This window comes from Anabaena sp. WFMT, assembly GCF_051781005.1.
GTDB lineage: Bacteria > Cyanobacteriota > Cyanobacteriia > Cyanobacteriales > Nostocaceae > Anabaena.
On sequence record NZ_JBPWOA010000005.1, the window covers coordinates 43645 to 65928 of the forward strand.

The following is a 22284-nucleotide window of genomic DNA, read 5'->3' on the forward strand; positions in this document are numbered from 1 at the left end:
CTATTTAGTATCATTTGAGATGACATTACCCAAAAACAACTTTGGCAAATTTTGCATAGTTGTCAAATATTGACATAACTACCTAAATTATTGTCCCTTCCTAATTACAAAACATGAACGAATTCATTATTAATCTATTTCTATCTCCTCAAAGTCAGAAAATTTATGAACAAATTATTATACCTTACCAAAAATGGATAGTACTTGTTTCTTTACTAATGGTAATGGATATATTATTCCTAATTGGTTTCCAAGAAAGTTGGTTGAAATATTTAGAAATTCCCTTAGGTTTATCAATATCAATTATATTCGGTGTATTAGCATCTCGGCTATTTGATCAAATATTTAATTTTTATTTGCTAGAATTAGCTACCAAGCAAAAACTAAATGGTGAATTATTAGTAGTAATTAATATTATAGCCAAGGGATTAATCTGTATTATCATATTCTGCGTTTTTGCTCAAACTCATCAAATCAACCTTTTAGGTTTATTAACTAGTTTAGGAATCGGTGGATTAGCCTTTGCTTTTGCAGCCAAACAAGCTTTACAGCAATTATTAGGTGGAGTGGTTATTTATATTGACAGACCTTTTGTAGTTGATGATTATATCGGCTTACCCGATGGTACATTTGGTAAAGTAGAATCAATCGGTTTACGTTCTACTAAAATTCGCAATTCCGGCAAAGGAACTTTAACCATAGTTCCCAATGATTCCCTCATCCAATTAAGTATTGAAAACTTCACAGGAGGAAGAAAAGTTGTTTCCTTAATTTATTTGAAATTCACTCAAAAAATCAACGAAAATGAAAAAGCTTTGATCCGTCAAGTTATCTTAGAAAGTACCAAAGATTTATTTGGTATTGATTCTCGTAATACCGAAGTAAATTTTAAAGATATCTTAAAAGAGGGTAAATCTTATACTACTCAGGCACAAATTAGCTTTTTCATTCTCGGTGCTGGTGAAATAGGTATGGATATGCGTCATCAATTACTAGATATCGCTAAACAAAATATTACCATGCAACTTCAAGGATTTGGTATTGATTTTGAAGTTGCACATGAACCCGTTAATATTGATGCACCAATCACAATTTAAACAAGTAAAATGCAGATTGTATGATCACATCACATTTAATATCTCTTGTAGGGTGCGTCAGAAGTTATATATCTGTTAATAATAACCAGTTTATAGGTCTGACGCACCTTACTAAACTAATATGCCAGTTGAGTAAGTCCTGTGATGCATCAATTACAATATAAATTAGAAAAATGCAGATTTTAGTTGATATCCAAAATTGGTTTCCATTTGACGCAGAAGTAAGAAAATCACTTATGTCATTGGTTATCAGTTTGGGAGTTTTTTGTTTCTTTTTTCTCCTATCTTTGCTGATTGGTAAATATACTCCTAAGCTTTTAACAATAATTATTCATAAATTTTCACCCCTATCAATCTCCAAGATTTATGAAAGCTTAATTGATCCTCTAGAAAATCTCATAAAAATCACAGGAACCTTAATTCTTGTTTCTGTATCTTTGAATTTACTGCAACAATATACAGGATTTTATCAATTCCTAAAATTTTTCCTAGATTTATCACTAATTAGCAGTTTTGCAGCTTTATCATCTCGATTATTTCGTCAGCTATTGCGCGTTTACGGAATTGATTTAATTCGCAAAGTAGGTTTGGAAGTTGATGAATTACTCCTCGTTGTAGAAACAATTATCAATGTCATAATTGGATTTATAGCAGCTTTAGCATTTGCTCAAAGTCAGAATGTTAATTTAATTGGTCTAATTGCTGGTTTAGGTATTGGGGGTATAGCAGTTGCATTTGCGGCTCAAAGTACCCTAGAACAGATTTTCGGTACAATGGTTTTATATCTAGATCGTCCTTTTGTACCTGGGGAATATATTCGCGTCAATTTAAGTTCTCAAGGCACATTATTTGCTCGTGTAGAATCTATTGGTTTGCGTTCAACCAAACTCAGAACTGCTGCTAAAAGTACCTTGGTAATTGTTCCTAATTCAGTAATGGCAAAAGTTGATATTGAGAATATCACTAGAGGTAAAAAGTTAATGGTTTTGCTTTATCTTGATTTTCCGCGCATACTAGAAAAACCTGAAGAAGCATTATTAGAAAAAGTGATTAAAGAAAGTACAAATACTCTATTTGGAATTGACCCCAACAGTACCAAAATTAATTTATTTCCCCAAGATAATCAACCAGGAGTGCGTGCAAGAGTCAGTTTCTTTATTTTAGGTTCACATGAAAATTCCATCGACTTCCGCAAGCGGTTACTAGAATTAGCAAATGAAGCTATCTCTAAAAAACTGCTTACTTACGGTATAGAATTTACCATGCAAGAACCGACGCTGTATGTCGAGTCTCCTATGACAATTTAACGGGAGCATCCCAAATGTGTAAGTTTAGTGTCATGCTGAACAGAGCGCAGCGTAGTGTTCGCGGAGCGTGCCGGAGGCTCTAGCATCTCGCGAGATTCTGTGCTTCACTCCGTTTCGCATGGCTAACGCCACGCTGCGCTATCAAAATGACAATTTTCGATGTTTTTGTAAAATTGGGATGCTCCCCAATTTAACTTTATAAATACCTTAGTTTACCAACTGAATTACACCCCATTGTCCATTTGTTAACCAATTAGGGTCAACTATAGCTAATTCTTCCATAACGTCTGATTTCAGACCTGCTGCTACTTCTGACTTGAGAGTACGTAAAGCTACCATTGGTGCAGGTAAATAAGAAACTATATCGGCAAAATTTGTAGTAAAATCCCAATTTAAATCTCCCAACAAGCGTCGATAATTAGCATCACCTTTGACAATCATTAAATTCGACTTCCCTAACTCATCTTTGAGTGATTTTGGTATTTCCCAAAAAGCTAACGGTGAAGTCCAAAAATAATCTTCAGTTAAAACCAATCTACCTGAAGCCAGATTTTCTGTTAATCTCTGTCCCAAAGATTGAACTTGAATATTGCTACTTTGTATCAAAAAATTTTTAGTATAATGCACATCCTTAATCATTGCATCAGATACAAAAGTTGGATGCGGTTTTAAATGCAGATAAACCTGACTTGCAAAACCACTACCTAATAAAAAATCAACCAAACATAAATCACAAATCAACTCAAATCCAGCATTATCAACAACCAAATCAATGCAGTTATCTTCCGATTTTGTTAATAACTTAGTAATAGCAAATGTATCATCTACTAAGATATTACTTAATTGAGTCTGAATATTGAAACGACTCCTATCATCTTCAAAAGCTGACCATAAACTTAAGTCAACACGATTTCCCCACAATGCAAAATACAACAAAGCAATGAGAGAAGATTTACTAGGTTTATCTTCTTTCTGTGATGCATTCAACCATTCTTGCGTTTGAGTACACAAAGAAATAATAGAATCAATTGATGTTTCTAAACCTTGAATTTTTTGTAACCCAAATGGGTCAACACTTTGCCATTCTCCTGGTTGAAAGTAATTAGTTATATTGAGAATAAGACGATAAAAATAAGTTTCTGCAACAAACCAAGGTATATCTACCCAACGCAGACCTTTATATGGTTCTATATATTTATTCCAATCGTTAAAATCTACACTAGAATCATCTATTAAAGGTTGTAAATAGCCGCTTGGTAGTTCTGCTGCTAGTTTTTCCAAGCCTTGATTGATTTCCGTGGGGAATTGATTTTCTATAATCACACGACGAGCAATATCCGGCATCCGTTGAGTAACTGTATACTCAGTAAAAGATCCAGCATCTGCACCTACGAGTGACGCTGGTAGTGGTAAATTAGGTATTTGAGGTTTATTCACTAAAAACTACTATCTCGCATTAATTTTTAGTTATTCTAACCTGATTTTATTACTTATGTAAGTTGCTAGTTAGAGAAATTGTCTGATAGCGTAGCGTGGCGTTAGCCATATCATGATTTCCAGGATTAAGATCAGGATTTTATCACCTATTACCAGTCTAAACTACATAACTAACAACGTGGAATCATCATTCCTCAATGCTTTGGTTAAAATTAACTTGTTCATACAAATCACTAAAATCAATTTGAAAATCTATTGTTTGCAATTTTAAAATATCCGATTCAGATTCATATTCATATTCTGTGAATATCCATTTACAATCATCTGTTTTTACATACTGCATAACATGATGTTGATATTGATTGATTAAAATATATTCTTGAAATTCAGGAATTGACCGATAATAAAGAAACTTATCACTTTGGTCATAATTACTAGTTGATTTCGATGAAACTTCCGCAATTAATAACGGATTCATCACTGTAGTTGTATTTGCTCCCGTGTAAATAGGTTCTCCTTGAATTACCATCACATCCGGGTAAGTATATTGACGATAACGCGGTATCCACAACCGCACATCACCAATATAAACATCATAATTTTTCTTTTTTAAGCCGTATTTTAAAGCAGCCGCGAAATTAAGAGCAATTTTATTATGATTTGTTGTTCCTCCAGTCATGGGTACAATTTCTCCGTCGCGGTATTCACTTTTATATTCTGCTTTCTCTTCTAGTTCTAGATATTCTTCTGGGGTGTAGTACCGGGTTTGTGTTTGCATAATATCAACAGGGAGTTAATTATTGTGATATTGGTGATATTCTATCATATTAAAATGTTATGATTATGTAAATTCATTTTTGTTAGTGCTTTGAATTTGTATAGCTAGAGGTTATAAATATGATAGGATTTTAAAAATGTCGAAAAAACGTAAGTTATTAGAAAAAATCATTTCTGGTTCTAAGAATATTCAATTTAATGAATTGGTGGCTTTAGTTGAAGCATTTGGATTTTCTTTATCACGGGTTAACGGCAGCCACCACATTTTTAATCATCCAAATCTTACTGAACTTGTGAACCTACAGAATCGGAATGGCAAAGCTGTTCCCTATCAAGTTCGTCAATTTTTGAGTTTGATTGAAGAATATGGACTATCTTTGGAGGATTAAGTAAGTATGAAACATTATCATATCAACATCTTCTATAGTCAAGAAGATGATGGTTACATAGCTGATATTCCTGATTTAAAATACTGTTCTGCATTTGGTTTAACAGAAGAAGAAGCATTAAGTGAAGTTTTAAAAGCAAAAACAGCATGGTTAGAAACTGCAACATTAGAAGGTAAACCAATTCCTGAAGCTAAATATCGACCTGCAATTTACCAAATAGCTTAAATATCTGTATAAATATAACTATGAAGCGAAAGAAAAAATTACTTGTAAACCGATACGAAATAGCTACAAATGAAGAATTGAAAAAAGTGGCTTCCAAATATGAGGCCGAGGTATATCCAAAAATTAGGATAGCTGATGTTGTAGAAATTGAGAATAGTGGGATAAGTAATGAAGAGTACAAATACGCACTGCAAGCTCATTTTGATTTTGTTATTACCACTGTAAAAGATTTTGATCCAAAGTTTGTAATAGAATTTGATGAAGAAGCACATGAACAAGATAGAGAGTATATCAGAAGAGATAAACTCAAAAATTCAATATGTAAGAAGTTTGAAATTCCGCTATTTAGAATAAATGCTGATTTTCTTAAAGAAATTGGTAATTTTCCAAAAATTAATAGACGTTCAATTTTTGCAGGAAATTTTGACTCTTTAGCTGGCTGGCTTGTTGAAACCTGGTTTTTAGAAAAAGCCTTTTATGAAGGCCAAGAAAAAGGTTTAATTCCAGATGATGAACCGTTCTGTTGGTTTTCATTCATCGGTCAAGACCCTTTTGCACAATCGGCACTTTACATACATAAAATCTATAAAGAAAAGCTTTGTACAACCTACCTTCCAATCAAAATTAAAGGACATAGCATTGATGAAGTCGCTTGGGCAACATTAGCCATATTACCACTTAATAATGGACGATATATTGTTGGGTTTGCTGAATGTAAGTCAGTTAATTTTTCTGCTATTTCTGCATATGAGTTATGTGAAGAATTAGCACTCTTAAATATTGCTAATGAACTTTTTAAATATCAGAGTGGTAAACTTATAGGTTTAACAAAGCAAGAAATAGAAAAAAATATGAGATTCCGAAGTTTCTTCAATAAAGAAATAAAAAATAGAAATTTCAGGACTTACTCAAAATTTCTCTGCAACCCCCTTTCCTTCGTATCTTCGTGGTTCATTTTTCTGATACACTGCGTAAGTCCTAATTTCAGCAAACCTATCTCTTAAATCTACCTCTTCAAAAACTTCAGCCGCATCTTCACCACAAAACTATTCACTTCCGGTATTCTCAACCAAGCAGCAACAACCGCAAACACCCCAATTCCTACCAAACCAGAAATAGACAACTCAACCAATAAAATAACTAAACCCTTATTTCCCAAAACCTGCTGACAAGCAACCAAAGTCCCATAACTTGCAACCCCAGCGACAAAGCCCCCCGCAGTTAAACCCAGAATTGGTAAACTCCATTCCCGCAAAGGTAAACCGTTTAATTTACGATTTAGCAACCACAACAACATTAATATTGAACTACAATTTACCCCAACTGTAGCTAATACCAAACCAGGAGCGCCAAAAGGCTTAACCAAAACAAAATCTAAACCAGCATTGAGTAAAATATTAAAAATGCTAATTTTAAAAGGTGTTTGTCCATCACCTAAAGCATAAAATACTCTGACTAAAACATCACGCGCTAAATAGACAAACATCCCAATTCCATAGGCAACTAATAGAGAAGATACTAACTGTGTAGCTTCTTGTTTAAATGCTCCTCGTTGATAAATTACCTGCACAATTGGCTCAGATAAAGCTATCATTAAAGCACCCAAAGGTAGCATCGTCACAGCAGTTAATAAAAGTCCTTGACGAATGCGTAATTTTAAATCTGGCCAGTTTTCTGGTTCTGCTAATTTTGCAAATATGGGTAATAATGGCAGTAAAATAATATTAGAAATAATACCCAAGGGAGTTTGTACTAATAAATTGGCATAGTTAAAACCTGCTGCTGCACCTTTAATGGGACTGGCAAAATATAAATCTGTGGCAACATTAATCGGCATCATTCCTGAAGAAATTGTTGCCGGAGTCATGATTTTAATTACTTCTTGAACTGCGGGAGATTTAAAATCAAATCTCAGTTTTAATGTTCCTAAACCTAACCGCCACTGCACAATTAATTGTACTACCCATTGGAGAATCGCACCTGCTAAGGTTCCCCAAGCTAAGACCATGCCACCGATTAAAGCGAATTCTGGCTTGATGATATCTTTGCCATATTGCAAAGTTAAAATACCAATGCCTGCAATTACGGTAATACTAGACAATAAAGGACTTATGGAAAGTAACCAATATTGATTTGCGGCGTTGAGAGTACCAAACCCAATCCCTATTAAACCAGAAAATAAGGCCATGGGAGCCATTATTTGCAGTTGACGAATTGCGATCGCTCTCGTGGTAGGCTCTAACCCATACCCAACTATATCAATGATTGGTTCTGCCAAGAAAATCTGAGCAACTGTCACCACCAACAGCAACCCACCAACTATGGTTGTGACTGTTTCTACTAAAGGTGCGGCTTCTTCTCGTTTGCGCTTGGCTAAAACGCTAACAATGGCACTATGAAGGGGACCATTGACACCACCTAGTAAAATTAACAGAAAGCCGGGGATAATGTAGGCATAACTGTAAGCAGTCGCAGCAGCACCAACACCAAAAGCAGCCGCTATGGCTTGTTGTCTTACTAAACCAAAGATTTTACTAATTAACGTCGCTGCGGCAACAATACCAGCAATGCCAGCGAAAGAACGAGATGGTTTTTGTTCTGATTGTGTCACTAATAATACCCGAAAACTCTTGCAGAGCGAATATCTGAGAATATTTAACCTAAAATCCTAACATCTGTCAGGTAACTTTTGAAAAATTGTGCTTTGATGAAATCAGAGTTACAAAAGATAAATTTGATTATTGTTTTCCGAGAGTGACAGAACAGGGTTAACTTGCCTATTGCTTTTATGCTAAAGTATACATCTACATAAGTTTGTGATTCACTCTTCTTAAAATCTAGGAGATTGCCAGACTGTGTACTGCACTAAATTAAATAGTTTATGAGCATAACCTATACAACTCCAGAGTTAAGAAAAATTGCCCAGTATCACAAGTTACTTTTATGGTCTATCCTAGTTGCCATACTTGCCAACTTAATTAGATTGACTATTAACAATACTTCCATAGTTTTGCCTATATACTTTGCAGCAGTAGGTTTCCAGATATTTGCATTGTACAATTTGGGAAAATCTCTCAAGTTGTCAATTGTCTTAATGATTTTCCTTTTTGTTTGCTTATTTATACCGCTTTTATCTTTGATAATATTACTTTTCATACATAGTCAAGCTGTCACAGCTTTGAAAGCTGCTGGAATTAAAGTAGGATTTATGGGTGCTGACCCTGAATCTATCTAATTAGTTAGATGCCTAAAACAAGAAGTTACCTTCTAAACCTTTCCCTAAAAGCAAGAGATTTTAAGCATATCTTAAATTATAAAAAAAAGTTTGTTGCCACACATAGTTGTATAACACCACTACCTACACCCCAAACTATCGCGTGTCGAAACACCTGTTACAGGATTAACACCATCTGCCCGTTCACACAACAATGACACTTGATAACGGTCAATCAAAGCATCTGTAAAATCAGCACCAGTAATATCTGCATCATAAAAACGGCTACGGGTTAAAGTTGCTTCTGTGAAGATGGCGTTTTTTAGATTAGCACCATCTAAGGTCACTCTATCAACTAAAGCACCTGTTAAATTTGCATCTGCTAAATTTGCTTTTAACAAAACACCTTTAGTTAAAATTGCGTTGCTTAAATTTGCCCCTTGAAAATTTGCCCCTCGCATTTCTGCTGCTACAAAAGTCCCACCTACTAAATCAGTGTAAGAAAAGTCACGATTTTCTAAAGAGGCATTGTTATAGTTAATTGTGTTGACTTGAGCAAAAGCTGGTTTAGGATTGATAATTACCCAGAAAAAAGCCAACATTAAAATCAATATTAAAGTTAAAAATCTCAACAAAATCTTTTTCATAAACTTAATTAATTATCAATTTTTATTAATCAATGGTCAATAGTCAGTTGTTTTTTTCACTAATGACCAATGACCAATGACTAATTACTATTTCCAATCTTTCCCAATCCGAATGGTGAGATCAGATTCTAAATCTCCATTTGCAGAAACCTCGATTTGACCCAAGCCTAAAACTTCTTGTAGGTCAACTCCTGGTTGTGGATTTCCTTTCTGGACAATTATCTGTGTTTGGCGTTGGGTATCAGGCCAATCAGGAACTGTGTAAATATTTGTAAAACCTTTTGATTTGAGATAGGTAATAACTTTTTCAGTTAATTGAGGTTGATTGGAAGCATTTTGAATAGCAATTTTGAGGCGAGAAACTGGACGAGAATCAGTTTTTAGACCAGGTACATTCACCCCAACATAATCATTCAATAAGCTTTGTTGTCCAGTCATATTCAACCAATAACTATTGGGGTCTTTGCTGAATTTGCTGAACGTACCAGGTAACATAGCCATTTGGAAATTATCCCGTTCTACATTCACGGAAAAATTCGCCAATGCCATCATTTCTTCCATTTTTAGGTTGGTGTCAAAATACTTCCGCATTATGCGAGTTAGTTGGGGCAATCTGGGTAAAACTGTGGGACTATTGAGGCGTTGCAGCAAAGCTGTGATCAGTGCTTGTTGCCGCTGTACTCTTGGTATATCCCCGACATTTGAGTCACGGAAACGAGCAAACTGTTCTGCTTGTTCACCATTGAGACTTTGCCAACCACTGCCTAAATTCACTGATAAACCACCAGATTTATCTTGATAATTCATCGGTTGGGGTACAAATACATCTACCCCACCCAGCTGTTCAACTAATTGCCGCAAGCCACTGGTAGAGATGCGAATATAGCGATCTATGGGGGCATTGCTTAAAGTCCGACTTACTACCCTTGCGGCTAGTACTGGCCCACCTTTGGCATTAGCTTCTGATACTTTAGTTAATCCCTGTTCTGGGATTGAGATCATCGTTCCTCTCGGAATCGAAAGTACCCGAATAGATTTATCGCTGGGATTGAGTCGAATCAGCAACATGGTATCGCTGCTACCAGCAAAACTTTCTGGTGAACCATCAACAGTACCCTTAACTGGTTCAATTCCCATCACTAAAATATTCATGGGTTTTGATAGTTGGTACTGGGAAAGTTTTCTCCATAAATCCCCAGGTACTTTTACCTGATCTTTATTCGTAGTAGATCCAAAATCATCATCTTTGGCTTGATCTAAATTACTCCACAGAGGAGTCCACAGTGCCAGAGTTGATACTAGTAACCCAGATAAAATGATGCCAACAACAAAAGTGAGTATCCACAATAGCCAGCGTGGCATTGTCAACCCTAAGCGATCATAGAGTTCATGGGGGATAGCGCCCACTGAATCGACGACGTTAAGGGGATTAACTGGCTGTTTTGGTCTGACTTCTTGCCCTGCGCTGCCGGGTATTGGGTCAGGTATCTGAGGTTCAGTTCTTTGAAATTGTTGCGGTCTTACCTCTTGACCTGAAGCTGGTACTTGCTGAGGTATGACTTGATTGTCTGACCATTGAACTTGTTTAATCACAATTCTCTCCCCACTCAACCACTCCCTAAAGGTATGTTAATGCAAGTTGCAAATCTTGCCAGAGTAGAAGCTCACTGTACACTTGTATTGTTCTGCAATAGGTGTATATGACCCTATGAATAATTCACTGATTCCTGTAATTCTTGCTGGCGGTAAAGGTGAGCGTTTTTGGCCTCTCAGTCGCCAAGACAGACCCAAGCAATTTTTAAGTCTCGATGGTAGTTCTAGAAGCCTACTGCAAGCAACTGCTGATAGATTGCTAACACTCGCAGGTGGTTGGAATAACCTGTGGGTGATAACTTCTAGTCAAATAGCTGAAGGAGTACGACAACAATTACCCGATCTGCCTAAGCAAAATTTGCTGATCGAATTAGAAGGAAGAGACACCGCCGCCGCAGTTGCTTGGACAAGTTTGGAAATTAAAAAGCGTTACGGTGAAGACGCTGTAATTGGCTTTTTCCCGGCAGACCACTGGATTGCTGATCAAGAGGTGTTTGCACACACCTTAAATGCTGCGACCCAACTGGCGACTAGCACAGCAGCGATTGTCACTTTGGGGATCAAGCCTACTTTCCCGTCAACTGGTTACGGCTACATTGAACAAGGTGAAAAGATTGATAGCTTTAATGATTTGCCAGCTTATCACGTCAACCGCTTTACTGAAAAGCCCAACCGGGAAACGGCGGAGACTTTTTTATCTACGGGACGGTTTAGCTGGAATAGCGGTATGTTCGTGTTTCGGGCTGGTGTGGTTCTAGAAGAACTGCGTACCCATGCTCCAGAAATTCTCGAACCCTTAGAACAAAAAGGGCCTGATATTTATCCCCTGTTGCCTAAAAAAAGTATAGATTATGCGCTGATGGAAAAAACAAGTCTAGCATATGTTTTACCGGTGGACTTTGGTTGGGATGATTTAGGGGACTGGAATGCGATCGCTCGCTTACATCAAAAAGCAGATAATCCTAATGTGGAATTAGCTACCCATATTGGGCTAGATACCCAAGGGGCTGTTGTTTATGCCTCCAATCCAGATGATGTAGTTGTGACTATTGGGCTAGAGGATGTGGTGATTGTGCGCGATCGCAATGTTACCCTGATAGTTAAGAAGGAACGCACTCAAGATATCAAGCAGATTCTCAAAACCCTACAAAGCGATCCCCGATTTACTGACTTACTATGATGTAAAAGTTAAAACCCTTGGTAGAGGCTCAAAAGTTTTGTTTTCAATTATAACTAGACTGTCCATTGTATTCTGTGGCATTTAAGTTAATCAATGATTTTGAGCCTTTATTCAAGGGGATCATCATTAAATTTATGTTTTGTTTAACAAAAAAATATATATACAGCAGAATTCAGGAGTCAGCCCTATGGCTAAACGCCACGCTACGCTATCGACTTGTCTTCGACACACTACGTGAACGCTCAGGGCAAGGAGTCAGGAGTCAGAATTCAGTAATATCAATACTCTCTCTCCCTCATCATCACCAATCACCAATCACCAATCCCTAGAAAATGTTTTTAACCCAAACTGTACCCCGACAACGAGAAATTATTGAAGTAGTCCTCCGCAACGGCTGGGACTATATGCGAAGTTTGCTGACTGGTGGCAAAACCGATGAACCCCAACTACCTACACCTGCGGTATTAAAAAATATTTTGGTGGATTTGGGGCCAGTTTATGTCAAACTCGGTCAGCTGCTTTCCACCCGTCCAGATTTACTCAGCGCTGCCTACATTGAAGAACTGTCAACTCTACAAGATGAAGTACCTCCAGTTCCTTGGTCTGAAGTAGAACTAGTAATCCGTAAACAGCTAAAACGTCCACTAGAAGAGACTTTCCGCACAGTTAATCATGTCCCTGTAGCTGCGGGATCAATTGCCCAAACCCATCGCGCTACTTTAGCAGATGGTAAAGAAGTAGCTCTGAAAGTGCAAAGACCGGGGATCGATATCACCATTGCCCAAGATATTGCCTTAATTCAAGGTATCGCGGATTTGGTAGCTCGGACTGATTTTGGGCAAAATTACGATATCAAATCTATTGCGGAAGAATTTACTAAAGCCCTAGAAGCCGAGTTAGATTTTAAACGAGAAGCAGGTTTTACAGATCAACTGCGGCGTAATTTATCTGCAAGTCGTTGGTATGATCCCACACAAATAGTAGTTGCAGAAATTAACTGGCATTTAACTACAGAAAAGTTACTGGTGATGGAATGGCTAGATGGAGTTCCCATACTATCGGCTGATTTAAGTATCATTCACAACCCTCAAAACCTAATTCCCGCACGGAAAGCGATCACTACTTTACTGTTTCGGGTATTTTTTCAACAAATATATATTGATGGTTTCTTTCATGCTGATCCCCATCCAGGCAACTTGTTTTATCTCATAGATGGGCGTGTTGCACTCTTAGACTGTGGCATGGTGGGCAGACTTGATCCCCGCACTCAGCAAATTTTAACAGAAATGTTGTTAGCGATCGTCGATTTAGATGCTCAGAGGTGCGCTCAGTTAACTTTGCAACTATCAGATTCTGCTCAACCAGTAATTTTAGCGAAGTTAGAAAATGACTATGACCGAATGTTGCGGAAGTATTACAATGCCAGCTTGACTGATATAAATTTCAGTCGGGTAATTTATGAAATTTTACAAATTGCCCGCAATAATAAAATTCGCTTACCCAGCAATATGGGTTTGTATGCCAAAACCTTAGCTAATTTAGAAGGGGTAGCGCGAACCTTCAACCCAGAGGTGAACTTATTTGATGAAATCAAGCCATTAATTACAGACTTGTTTAGTCGTCAGTTATTAGGAGAGAGTCCAGTGCGATCGCTCTTACGCACCGCTTTAGACATCAAAAGTCTCTCCCTGCAATCTCCCAGACAAATTGAACTCTTATTAGATCGTGTCACATCAGAAACCCTACAGTGGAACTTATCACTACAAGGGCTAGACGGTGTACGTCGGACAATGGACGACGCAGCTAACCGTCTTTCTTTTAGCATTTTAGTCGGTTCCCTGATTATGGGTGCAGCCATGATCTCCAGCCGAGCTACAACATCTCAGCTATCTTACGTCAGTAGCGTCCTATTTGCTGCTGCCAGTCTATTAGGATTGTGGTTAATTATCAGTATTTTACGCTCAGGGCGTTTAAGGTAACTAAATTCACTCAGCTAAGGTGGGCAGTACCCGATGGCAAATGTTAACTTATATATATAATTTTCACAACGAGCTTATATAAGCTCAGATTACTTAGATAATTATACTTAAATCATTACTTTAGACTTTATGTATAAAATACTACATTAATCTTGTTGAGAAATAAATATTCATGTTAAATCAAAAAGGTATGTTCTAGATGGAGGAAAATATCCTTTTACCTGGTGATCCCCTACCATTCAATTCCCGATTTTATATTGAACGTCCTCCAATTGAAAAAGATGCTTATACAGAGTTGACCAAACCAGGAGGATTACTACGCATTAGAGCATCTTACAACATGGGCAAAAGTTCCTTGATGTTACGGTTAATTCACCAAGCCATGAATCAAGGATACATAATAGTGAATATAGATTTTCAACAGGCAGATAGCCTGATTTTTACTAGTCTTAACAAATTTTTACGCTGGTTTTGCATGAATGTTGCTCGTCAGTTGTCCCTAACACCAAATCTAAACGATTATTGGGATGAGGACATCGGCAGTAAAGTTAGTGCTTCAATTTATTTTGAGAGCTATTTATTAAAACAAATTCAGAGTCCATTAGTTTTAGTTCTGAATGAAGTCAATTATATTTTTGAACATCTGCACATTGCTAAGGATTTTTTGCCTTTGTTAAGAAGTTGGCATGAAAAAGCTAAACAAACTAAAATTTGGCAAAAATTGCGTCTGGTAGTAATTCACACTACAGAAGTTTATATTCCTTTAAATGTCAACCAATCTCCATTTAATGTGGGGTTATGCTTAAAAATACCAGAATTTAATGCAGAGCAAGTAACAGAATTCGCTAGACGACATGACCTGAATTGGTTTGATACTAGTGCTGTAAAACAATTAATGGATCTTATTGGTGGACATCCTTATTTAATTCATCTAGCTTTATATCATATCCAGCAACAAAAAATTTCTTTTCCAGAACTACTAGCAACAGCTATCAGCTACAACGGCATTTATAGCAATCATTTAAGATATTTATTGACTATATTACAAAGTAATCAAGAACTATCCGTAGCTTTTGATAAAATCATAAATTCCCAAAAACCTACCCATATATCTGCAAATTTAATTTATAGATTAGATAGTTTGGGACTTATTAAAAAATTAGGAAGTGATAATTTTCAACCTGCTTGTGAAATGTATCGTTTATTTTTCCAAAAAGAAAACTTAATAGCAGAAAATAATACTTCTATTCGTTTAGAACAACTAGAAGAAGAAAATGAAAAACTAAAATTTTTATTGAATATTGATACACTGACTCAAATTGCTAACCGGAGGTATTTTGATAATCGCTTCCAATTAGAATGGGAAAGGATGAAACATACCCAAGAACCCATAGCCTTGATATTAGCAGATATAGATAAATTTAAACTTTTTAATGATACTTATGGACATCAAGCTGGAGATGATTGTTTAAGTCAAGTTGCTCAAGCAATTAATTCAGTAATCAAACGACCAGATGATTTAGTTGCTCGTTATGGTGGTGAAGAATTTGTTGTAATTTTACCACAAACTGACTCTAAAGGAGCGATAATAATTGCAGAAGAAATTAGAGAAAAAGTCAAATTATGGGAAATTAAAATTCCTAACTTCACTCAATGTAGTCAAGAAATAAATATAGCAAAAGTAACAATTAGTTTAGGAATTGCCTGTATTATCCCGCAAGCCTCTCTTGGTTTAAAGGAATTATTTGAAGCAGCTGATCAAGCACTATATCAAGCCAAGCAAGTGGGGCGCGATCGCACTATTTTGAGTTCACAATTTTGTTATTGCGACTTAGGTTATAAATGATACTTCTATATTAATTTTAATAATTAGGTGAGGAATTATTTACAGTATAATCAAGAATTAGTAAAAAACGATTCCCCTAGAGCGAAACTTACTGAACACCATCTGTGCAATCCTTAGTAGGAGGCAGAAACTAAAAAGTAGAAGGCACAAGGTAAAAGGAAATAATTTTTTATGTCAATTATCATAGCAGAAAATCTAAGTAAATACTACCCAGTAGCTATTAAAGAGCCTGGTATTCGCGGAACCCTTACCCACTTTTTTCAGCGGACTTATCGTTCAATTAAAGCCGTTCAAGATGTTTCTTTTGAAATCGCTCCCGGTGAAGTAGTTGGTTTTTTAGGCCCCAACGGTGCGGGTAAAACTACCACCTTGAAAATGCTCACAGGCTTAATTCATCCTTCTAGCGGTACAGTCAGAGTTGCCGGACATATACCTTTTCGTCGCCAAGAAGCATTTCTGCAAAAAATCACCCTAGTAATGGGGCAAAAACAACAATTAATTTGGGACTTACCAGCATTAGATTCCTTAAGAATTAACGCCGCAGTTTATAACATTTCTGATAGAGAATTTCAGCATCGAGTTGGTGAATTAACAGAAATGCTTTCTTTAGAAGGTAAGCTGAACCAACCAGTCCGCAAGCTATCACTCGGTGAACGCATGAAAGCCGAACTGTTAGCAGCACTTTTACACCGTCCCCAAGTTTTATTTTTAGATGAACCAACTTTAGGACTAGATGTAAATGCTCAAGTGAGTGTCCGCGACTTTTTAAGAAATTACAATCAGCTGTATCAAGCAACAGTATTATTGACAAGTCATTACATGGCAGATATCACAGCTTTATGTCAACGGGTGCTATTAATTCACCAAGGAAAGCTGATGTATGATGGCAGCTTAGATGAACTTTTAGAAAACTTTGCACCTTACCGAGAAATTTATGTTGAATTAGCCCAACCTCTACCAGCCGAAAAACTTATGTCTTATGGAGATATCCAACTTTTAGAAGGAAGAGCAGTGCGTTTTATAGTCCAGAGAGCCGCACTTACCAGCACCGTATCACAAATTTTAGCTGATTTGGAAGTCATTGATTTAACAGTAACAGAACCACCTGTAGAAGAAGTAATTGGACGAGTTTTTCAGAATGGTTTCGTTTGAAAACAGAACTTATACACAAGTTATGGAAAAACTCATAAGAGGATGTTTGAAAAGTGGTTGCTGATGTATTAAAAACTTTAGATCCTCCTAAATCCTCCTTAGCGGGACTTGTTAAGGGGGGTTAGGGAGGATCATTGAGTGTCTAAAATCACCACCCAAAACTTTTCAAACACCCTCCAAGAGAGAATACAGAGAGATAAAGTTTTTCATCACCAGCCTGTAGGTCTCCCCGCCCTTGATCGTATTGCATCCAACCGAGAACCGCTATAAAAGTTTGAGAGTTTTTTTGCGTAAGTCCTCAAAAAATTAAACATTAGGGAAATTGAATTTTTGTAATGAATATAAAACGAATGATTAGAAAAGCTCTGACTTTGCTTTCAGTCTACTATGCTTATATGCTTGAGTATCGCTCAGAGCTAGTATTGTGGATTTTGTCTGGTTCTTTACCAATTATTCTCATGGGTGTATGGATAAAAGCGGCTCAAGGAGGGCAGTTTAATCTCACATCTATAGATTTTGCACGTTACTTTTTCGCCGTTTTTCTAGTCAGACAAATGACCGTTGTTTGGGTAATTTTTGATTTTGAAAAAGAGGTGGTAGAAGGTAAACTTTCTCCACGATTATTACAACCAATAGATCCAGGCTTTCATCATCTTGCGGGTCATGTTGCTGAAAGATTTGCCAGAATGCCTTTTGTATTTCTCTTAATAGGATTATTTTTTTTATTATATCCTCAGGCTTTTTGGTTGCCGACTTTACCTAATTTATTACTGTTTACTTTAGCTGCGGTACTGGCTTTTGCTTTAAGATTTCTCATTCAGTACACTTTTGCTATGTTCTCTTTTTGGACAGAAAGAGCCACAGCTTTAGAAAGTTTTTGGTTTTTGTTTTTTCTATTTTTGTCAGGTATGATTGCACCTTTAGAAGTTTTTCCTGAAGCTGTGCGAAACGTAGTGATGTTTACACCTTTTCCCTATTTAATTCATTTTCCTGCAAGTATTCTCGTAGGTTTACCTGTTGACTTAACAAGAGGATTTTTGTCAATTTTGGGTTGGTTGCTAGTATTTATGGGTGCAAATCGCTTATTATGGCGTGCAGGATTAAAGAGATATTCAGGAATGGGAGCATAAATAATTCATAATTAAGAGTTTTCAGATTAAATCATTTCATTTAGTGATGTCTGAATACTTTGAACTATTTCTTGTAATTCCTCTAGACTATTTATAGTGAGAACCCCTTTCTGAATAGTCCTTAATAGTTCTAAATTAGAAATTTGTGATATTTCTGGCATTAGTTCTAAACCTTCAGCACCGAATTTAACATCTAAAGCCAACTCAATCCCTGACAGCCTTTCTTTGAGCCGTCCTTCTTCTATACCTTTGTGCAGAATTTCCTGATAGAAGAATGATTTTTCTAACACCGTTATCCTCCACCTCAATAATTTATCTAAATCTCACCTGGATAAGTTTTATTTTTTCCAATAAGAAAGAAAATATTTACAGTTAGTATACCTCTTTAAATGGTATAAATTTTCCTACAAAATTCCCTACTCCTTGAAAAAGTTGGGAATTCCACCATTTCGATTTTCACAAATCAAATAGGATACATACAGCGGTTTAATTTATCCGCATAAATTCCCGCAATTCATCGAGAGTATTTATAGTCATAATGCCTCTTTGAATAGTTTTTAATTGTTCTAAATCGGCAACTTGGGAGATTATAGGCATTAGTTGTAAACCTTTAGTACCAAATTTTACTTCTAAACTTAGTTCAATTGCTGACAATATACCCCGTTTTTCACCTCTTTGTTCACCCAGTTTTTCACCTTCTTTCAAAATCTGCTGATACCAAGGAGACTCTCGTAATATTGCCATATCCCACCTCATTATTTGCTGTACTAAGGCGCTATCTAATACGAAGGTAGCAAAAAAAGCCATGACTGTTTCTAATTGGCTCAAATGCTCATCTGCGCGGAGCATTTGTAATGCTTGTCTGACTGTCGATTCTTCTCCACCACCTTTGAGAATTGGTACAAAGGGAAGTAGTGAAGGAATGGGTAATGGGTTGACTCAAAGCCACTTCAACATCAACTTCCCAAAGATTTATTACCCGGTAGTCTTGACACGCTTGAAAACCAGCAAATTCTGATTCGTAGCGGGTAGGAATTTCTATTTCGCTTTCTTTGAGAATGTTAATTATACTAAACACGGGTTAAACGTGTCATTCTGATAGCGCAGCGTGGCGTTAGCCATACGAAGTGAAGAATCTCCGAGATACTTCTCTACGAGACGCTTCGCGAACACTTCACTACGTTACGCTCAGTATGACATAAGTCCAGATTTCACCCGTTTGCAGTATAATACCGGGTAAGTGGGAAGATTATATTTTTCCTCTGTTAGTGCCGCATAAGCCCGCATTCGCTTAGGCATTTATGACTTATATCGTAATTGTAACTTGTTGAGTACGAGAAATTCACCGTATTGGGGACTGGTGGCTTTAACTAAGACATCGCTTTCCCGGCTTATCCATTGGAATTCTGAATTGAGGATTTCTCCTGTGGTAATATCGGCGATTTGTGTCACCCATTTTACCCAATTTTTGGGTGCGAGGCTGATTAGTTTTTTGGTGCTGATATCTGCTTTTTTGACCATAAGGGGGATAAGATTTATTTCATGCAGAGGAGGACACTTGTGTGGGCGGGTTTCCCGACTTGTGCAAAGTGTCCGTCACGCAGAGAACGCGGAGGAGGAGAGATATTATAAGTTACTTGGTATTGTTTGAAATTTCTCAACTGAACCTAATGAGTAATCTTCTAATTTAAAATCAGCAAATGGTTTTTTCTCTAATCTGTTTCTTAAGGCTTCATCTAAAATTACTCCTTCGGCTTGTTTTTTAACGCCAATGATGATAATACTACGTTGGTAAGCTGTTGAATCTTGATTTGCTTGACAATCTTTTCTTTGAAATTGTCCCAAGTTTAATAAGCGATAACCTTTAACGCTAGGTGTGTTACTAAATAACTTTTTTCCTAACAGTTGGATTTGTTTAGCACGTTCTAAAGCCCGACTTTGTTCAACTGTGACATCACCTTCACAGGAAGCTGTCCCTACGGAAATAATTTCACTAGGATTTTCCATTATTTTTTGTATGCCTTCTTGTTCTAAATTCATTTTTAGAAGTTCAAGGCTAATAACTTGATCATTATATTTAATTTGAAAATTGCTGCCTAATAGCCATTTATATTCAACCGATAGAACTGCAATATTAAATTCAGCGATTCTGCCTTGACTATCTTTTCCTTCTTCGTAGGGAAAATAATCTACTTTGCCTTTTTTTTCTGGGGCTTGTCCATAATTAGCTGTTAGAACCAATTTGGATGAACGTGTTGCTAAAGCTACTATGCCAAGTAAGCCTAATGATAATAGCATGGCTAATAATAGTGCTAACAAAGGCAATTTTTCTGGCTGATTTGGTTGGGAAATTACATTTTTATGAGGAGTAGTTTTGGGTAGTTGGGCGGTTTTTAGACCACCTACGACATTAACCGTTGCAATATTACTTCCTGTGAGTTGATTTTCGTGTTCTACTAAACGCTGCAAAATTTCTTGAGCATTTCTAGGACGTTTATCTACTTCTGGGGACATTAACCAATCAATAAAATTTAATAATAGAGGTGAAATGTGAGTGGCATGATTTCGCCATTGCAAATTATTCAGGTGAGGATCATAAAAATCTAAAGGGTGAGATCCAGTCAGTAAAAATACAAATGTGCGTCCTAATGCAAAAAAATCTGATTGTGGTATGGCTTGACCATTCATTTGTTCTGGAGGGCTATAACCAGATGATGTAATTGCTGTGATTCCCCCACCATTTGTCAAATAGGTTTTGGTAAGTTCCCTGGCTGTACCAAAGTCAATTAATACTAATTGTCCATCAGGACGAATCATGATATTGGCTGGTTTAATATCTCGATGTAGATATTGTTTGTTATGTACTAAATCTAAGATTTCAGCTAATTGTTTTAACCAGGCTATTGCTTGTGCTTCAGAAATGGGGCGATTTTGTTGTTGCTTTAGCCATTGTTCTAAGTTAAGGTTATCAATTTTTTCCATAACCAGACAATGCAATATTAAACCTAATCTGGTTTGATATTGAAAGTATCCTTCTGCTTGAGGTATTCCCGGATGATTTAATTGTTCTAATACGGTTACTTCTTGTTGAAATAGTGATATTGCTTTGGGATCATTAGCTAATTCTTCTTTGAGGATTTTGAGGATTTTTGGTGTGTCTTGCTGGTATGCTTCATAGACTTTGCTAAACCCAGTTTTATCACTTATTAAGCGCATGACTCGATACCGTCCTAATATTTCTAATTGGGAACCACAGGTTTGACAAAAGCGGTTTTCGTCATTGTCAGGGTGGTTGGGTTGAGGACAAACTGGGTTGATACAAAGGCTCATAATTTGCTGAGGTTGGCTTTAAGAGGGGGAGGTTTAAAACGCAGAGGTTAACGCGGAGTTTTAGTTTTGTTGGGCTAAAAAGGTGGCTATGGTTTGGTTAAATTCTTTTGGGTTGGTTAAAAATGGCCAATGATTGCCAGGAACTTTTTTTAGGGTGAGGTTTTTGAGGTTGCTTTGATAAGGTTGAATTTGCCAATTTTGGCGGTTTACACCTTTTTCTGGTTGTATAAAGAGGGCAGGAGTATCTACTGGGTTGATAAAACCTGGTACTTCCATGACTGCTGCAAAAATTCCGTCACGGGCAGCGATTGTAAATTTGCTACCCCAAGTTCCATCAGGTTTTTGTTCTATTCCAGCTTGGAAGATTTGCTGTTGTATGGAATTCCAGTTTTGATATTGACTGAGTTGTTTGATTTTTTGTTCGGCTTCTTCATAACTGGCGAAGGGTCCCATGCTTTTCAGGAATGGTAAAACGCTGTACAAGAGAGGAAAAGTTAATTTGAGGAAACTGGGCATTTTCCAAATGAAAATTGGATCTATGAGGGTGATACTCCGTAGGCGTTCTGGGTTTTGTCTAGCCCAAATAGCGGCTAATTTACCTGTCCAGGAGTGACTGACGATATGAGCAGCAGACCATCCCAGTTTATCCATTAATGTTTCCAAATCAGCGATCGCACTTTCAAAACTATAATCCTTCTCTGGCTTGCTACTCTCACCATGACCACGCATATCTGGTGCAATTATATGGTAATCAGCCGCTAAATAATCTCCTAAGCTAGACCACACCAAGGCATTATCAGCCATACCATGTAATAACAGTAATGGTTTTTCACCTTGGTTCCATTCCAGGTAAGACAGTTGAATATCGGTCTTTGACAAAGTTTGACGTACAGGTATCATTTGATAATTCGTAATTGGTCATTGGGTTATTAACCTCCCCATCTCTCCAGTCCCTCAATCTTCAAAAGATTGTACTCATTA

At 36.8% G+C, this 22284-nt stretch carries 19 protein-coding genes and 2 pseudogenes; 11 read left to right on the plus strand and 10 right to left on the minus strand.

Translation table 11 applies throughout. The features are described 5' to 3' along the window. Positions 1-113 precede the first annotated feature (113 nt). Positions 114-1097, plus strand: a complete 984-nt coding sequence (locus ACSQ6I_RS04160) for a mechanosensitive ion channel family protein (protein WP_438889071.1) — start codon at positions 114-116, stop codon at positions 1095-1097. Between the two features lie 236 nt (positions 1098-1333). After that, a complete protein-coding gene (locus tag ACSQ6I_RS04165; protein ID WP_438889072.1) occupies positions 1334-2404 on the plus strand; it encodes a mechanosensitive ion channel family protein in 1071 nt (356 codons plus the stop codon). A 207-nt stretch (positions 2405-2611) separates the two neighbouring features. Here the strand turns inward: ACSQ6I_RS04165 and ACSQ6I_RS04170 are convergent, their stop codons facing one another. Both ACSQ6I_RS04170 and ACSQ6I_RS04175 read right to left on the minus strand, forming a co-directional pair. Beyond that, on the minus strand, positions 2612-3841 hold the full coding sequence (locus ACSQ6I_RS04170; protein ID WP_438889073.1) for a damage-control phosphatase ARMT1 family protein: 1230 nt from the start codon (positions 3839-3841) through the stop codon (positions 2612-2614). 187 nt (positions 3842-4028) lie between these two features. Continuing rightward, complete coding sequence (locus ACSQ6I_RS04175) at positions 4029-4619, minus strand: Uma2 family endonuclease (protein WP_438889074.1); 591 nt, start codon at positions 4617-4619, stop codon at positions 4029-4031. Positions 4620-4755: 136 nt separating this feature from the next. On the opposite strand from ACSQ6I_RS04175, the gene ACSQ6I_RS04180 reads away from it, so the two are divergent. From ACSQ6I_RS04180 to ACSQ6I_RS04190, 3 genes are read left to right on the plus strand one after another with little or no spacing between them, the layout of a single operon-like run. Then, positions 4756-5007 (plus strand): type II toxin-antitoxin system HicA family toxin, encoded by a 252-nt coding sequence (locus tag ACSQ6I_RS04180; protein WP_438889075.1) that lies wholly within the window; start codon positions 4756-4758, stop codon positions 5005-5007. Between the two features lie 6 nt (positions 5008-5013). Continuing rightward, positions 5014-5232 carry a type II toxin-antitoxin system HicB family antitoxin gene (locus ACSQ6I_RS04185; RefSeq protein WP_438889076.1) on the plus strand — a complete coding sequence of 73 codons (219 nt, stop codon included), beginning with the start codon at positions 5014-5016 and terminating at the stop codon, positions 5230-5232. Between the two features lie 20 nt (positions 5233-5252). Beyond that, the gene (locus tag ACSQ6I_RS04190; RefSeq protein WP_438889077.1) at positions 5253-6236 is read left to right on the plus strand and encodes a DUF2726 domain-containing protein; all 984 of its coding nucleotides are present in this window, start codon (positions 5253-5255) and stop codon (positions 6234-6236) included. A gap of 2 nt (positions 6237-6238) precedes the next feature. Here the strand turns inward: ACSQ6I_RS04190 and murJ are convergent, their stop codons facing one another. Next, on the minus strand, positions 6239-7843 hold the full coding sequence (murJ, locus tag ACSQ6I_RS04195) for a murein biosynthesis integral membrane protein MurJ (protein ID WP_438889079.1): 1605 nt from the start codon (positions 7841-7843) through the stop codon (positions 6239-6241). Between the two features lie 270 nt (positions 7844-8113). On the opposite strand from murJ, the gene ACSQ6I_RS04200 reads away from it, so the two are divergent. Then, positions 8114-8467 carry a hypothetical protein gene (locus tag ACSQ6I_RS04200; protein WP_438889080.1) on the plus strand — a complete coding sequence of 118 codons (354 nt, stop codon included), beginning with the start codon at positions 8114-8116 and terminating at the stop codon, positions 8465-8467. Positions 8468-8586: 119 nt separating this feature from the next. Here ACSQ6I_RS04200 and ACSQ6I_RS04205 read toward each other — a convergent pair whose 3' ends face one another. Both ACSQ6I_RS04205 and ACSQ6I_RS04210 read right to left on the minus strand, forming a co-directional pair. Then, on the minus strand, positions 8587-9093 hold the full coding sequence (locus tag ACSQ6I_RS04205; RefSeq protein ID WP_438889081.1) for a pentapeptide repeat-containing protein: 507 nt from the start codon (positions 9091-9093) through the stop codon (positions 8587-8589). A gap of 87 nt (positions 9094-9180) precedes the next feature. Beyond that, the gene (locus ACSQ6I_RS04210; protein WP_438889083.1) at positions 9181-10686 is read right to left on the minus strand and encodes an LCP family protein; all 1506 of its coding nucleotides are present in this window, start codon (positions 10684-10686) and stop codon (positions 9181-9183) included. Positions 10687-10801: 115 nt separating this feature from the next. On the opposite strand from ACSQ6I_RS04210, the gene ACSQ6I_RS04215 reads away from it, so the two are divergent. From ACSQ6I_RS04215 to ACSQ6I_RS04235, 5 genes are all read left to right on the plus strand, one after another. Next, positions 10802-11866 (plus strand): mannose-1-phosphate guanylyltransferase, encoded by a 1065-nt coding sequence (locus ACSQ6I_RS04215; protein WP_438889084.1) that lies wholly within the window; start codon positions 10802-10804, stop codon positions 11864-11866. A 332-nt stretch (positions 11867-12198) separates the two neighbouring features. After that, on the plus strand, positions 12199-13845 hold the full coding sequence (locus ACSQ6I_RS04220) for an ABC1 kinase family protein (protein WP_438889085.1): 1647 nt from the start codon (positions 12199-12201) through the stop codon (positions 13843-13845). 199 nt (positions 13846-14044) lie between these two features. Continuing rightward, positions 14045-15691, plus strand: coding sequence for an AAA-like domain-containing protein (locus ACSQ6I_RS04225; protein ID WP_438889087.1), 1647 nt, complete (start codon positions 14045-14047; stop codon positions 15689-15691). Between the two features lie 171 nt (positions 15692-15862). After that, on the plus strand, positions 15863-16843 hold the full coding sequence (locus tag ACSQ6I_RS04230; RefSeq protein ID WP_438889088.1) for an ABC transporter ATP-binding protein: 981 nt from the start codon (positions 15863-15865) through the stop codon (positions 16841-16843). A 341-nt stretch (positions 16844-17184) separates the two neighbouring features. After that, a complete protein-coding gene (locus tag ACSQ6I_RS04235) occupies positions 17185-17973 on the plus strand; it encodes an ABC transporter permease (protein WP_438889219.1) in 789 nt (262 codons plus the stop codon). A 26-nt stretch (positions 17974-17999) separates the two neighbouring features. On the opposite strand, the gene ACSQ6I_RS04240 is transcribed toward ACSQ6I_RS04235, so the two are convergent. From ACSQ6I_RS04240 to ACSQ6I_RS04260, 5 genes and pseudogenes are all read right to left on the minus strand, one after another. Further along, positions 18000-18263: a hypothetical protein gene (locus ACSQ6I_RS04240; protein ID WP_438889089.1), complete on the minus strand. Its 264-nt coding sequence runs from the start codon at positions 18261-18263 to the stop codon at positions 18000-18002. Positions 18264-18459: 196 nt separating this feature from the next. Then, positions 18460-19039 (minus strand): annotated as a pseudogene (locus tag ACSQ6I_RS04245) (transposase); the annotation flags it as partial. 161 nt (positions 19040-19200) lie between these two features. Further along, positions 19201-19494, minus strand: a pseudogene (locus ACSQ6I_RS04250) (transposase); the annotation flags it as partial. 105 nt (positions 19495-19599) lie between these two features. Then, positions 19600-21303 carry a protein kinase domain-containing protein gene (locus ACSQ6I_RS04255; protein ID WP_438889090.1) on the minus strand — a complete coding sequence of 568 codons (1704 nt, stop codon included), beginning with the start codon at positions 21301-21303 and terminating at the stop codon, positions 19600-19602. Between the two features lie 60 nt (positions 21304-21363). Then, positions 21364-22203, minus strand: a complete 840-nt coding sequence (locus ACSQ6I_RS04260; protein WP_438889091.1) for an alpha/beta fold hydrolase — start codon at positions 22201-22203, stop codon at positions 21364-21366. Positions 22204-22284: the final 81 nt, after the last annotated feature.

What these genes read in the sequence shown, in the direction of transcription:
- ACSQ6I_RS04160 (WP_438889071.1), top strand. Translation starts at nt 114, where the DNA reads ATGAACGAATTCATTATTAATCTATTTCTATCTCCTCAAAGTCAGAAA.
- ACSQ6I_RS04165 (WP_438889072.1), top strand. Translation starts at nt 1,334, where the DNA reads ATGTCATTGGTTATCAGTTTGGGAGTTTTTTGTTTCTTTTTTCTCCTA.
- ACSQ6I_RS04175 (WP_438889074.1), bottom strand. Translation starts at nt 4,619, where the DNA reads ATGCAAACACAAACCCGGTACTACACCCCAGAAGAATATCTAGAACTA.
- ACSQ6I_RS04180 (WP_438889075.1), top strand. Translation starts at nt 4,756, where the DNA reads ATGTCGAAAAAACGTAAGTTATTAGAAAAAATCATTTCTGGTTCTAAG.
- ACSQ6I_RS04185 (WP_438889076.1), top strand. Translation starts at nt 5,014, where the DNA reads ATGAAACATTATCATATCAACATCTTCTATAGTCAAGAAGATGATGGT.
- ACSQ6I_RS04190 (WP_438889077.1), top strand. Translation starts at nt 5,253, where the DNA reads ATGAAGCGAAAGAAAAAATTACTTGTAAACCGATACGAAATAGCTACA.
- ACSQ6I_RS04200 (WP_438889080.1), top strand. Translation starts at nt 8,114, where the DNA reads ATGAGCATAACCTATACAACTCCAGAGTTAAGAAAAATTGCCCAGTAT.
- ACSQ6I_RS04205 (WP_438889081.1), bottom strand. Translation starts at nt 9,093, where the DNA reads ATGAAAAAGATTTTGTTGAGATTTTTAACTTTAATATTGATTTTAATG.
- ACSQ6I_RS04215 (WP_438889084.1), top strand. Translation starts at nt 10,802, where the DNA reads ATGAATAATTCACTGATTCCTGTAATTCTTGCTGGCGGTAAAGGTGAG.
- ACSQ6I_RS04220 (WP_438889085.1), top strand. Translation starts at nt 12,199, where the DNA reads ATGTTTTTAACCCAAACTGTACCCCGACAACGAGAAATTATTGAAGTA.
- ACSQ6I_RS04225 (WP_438889087.1), top strand. Translation starts at nt 14,045, where the DNA reads ATGGAGGAAAATATCCTTTTACCTGGTGATCCCCTACCATTCAATTCC.
- ACSQ6I_RS04230 (WP_438889088.1), top strand. Translation starts at nt 15,863, where the DNA reads ATGTCAATTATCATAGCAGAAAATCTAAGTAAATACTACCCAGTAGCT.
- ACSQ6I_RS04255 (WP_438889090.1), bottom strand. Translation starts at nt 21,303, where the DNA reads ATGAGCCTTTGTATCAACCCAGTTTGTCCTCAACCCAACCACCCTGAC.
- ACSQ6I_RS04260 (WP_438889091.1), bottom strand. Translation starts at nt 22,203, where the DNA reads ATGATACCTGTACGTCAAACTTTGTCAAAGACCGATATTCAACTGTCT.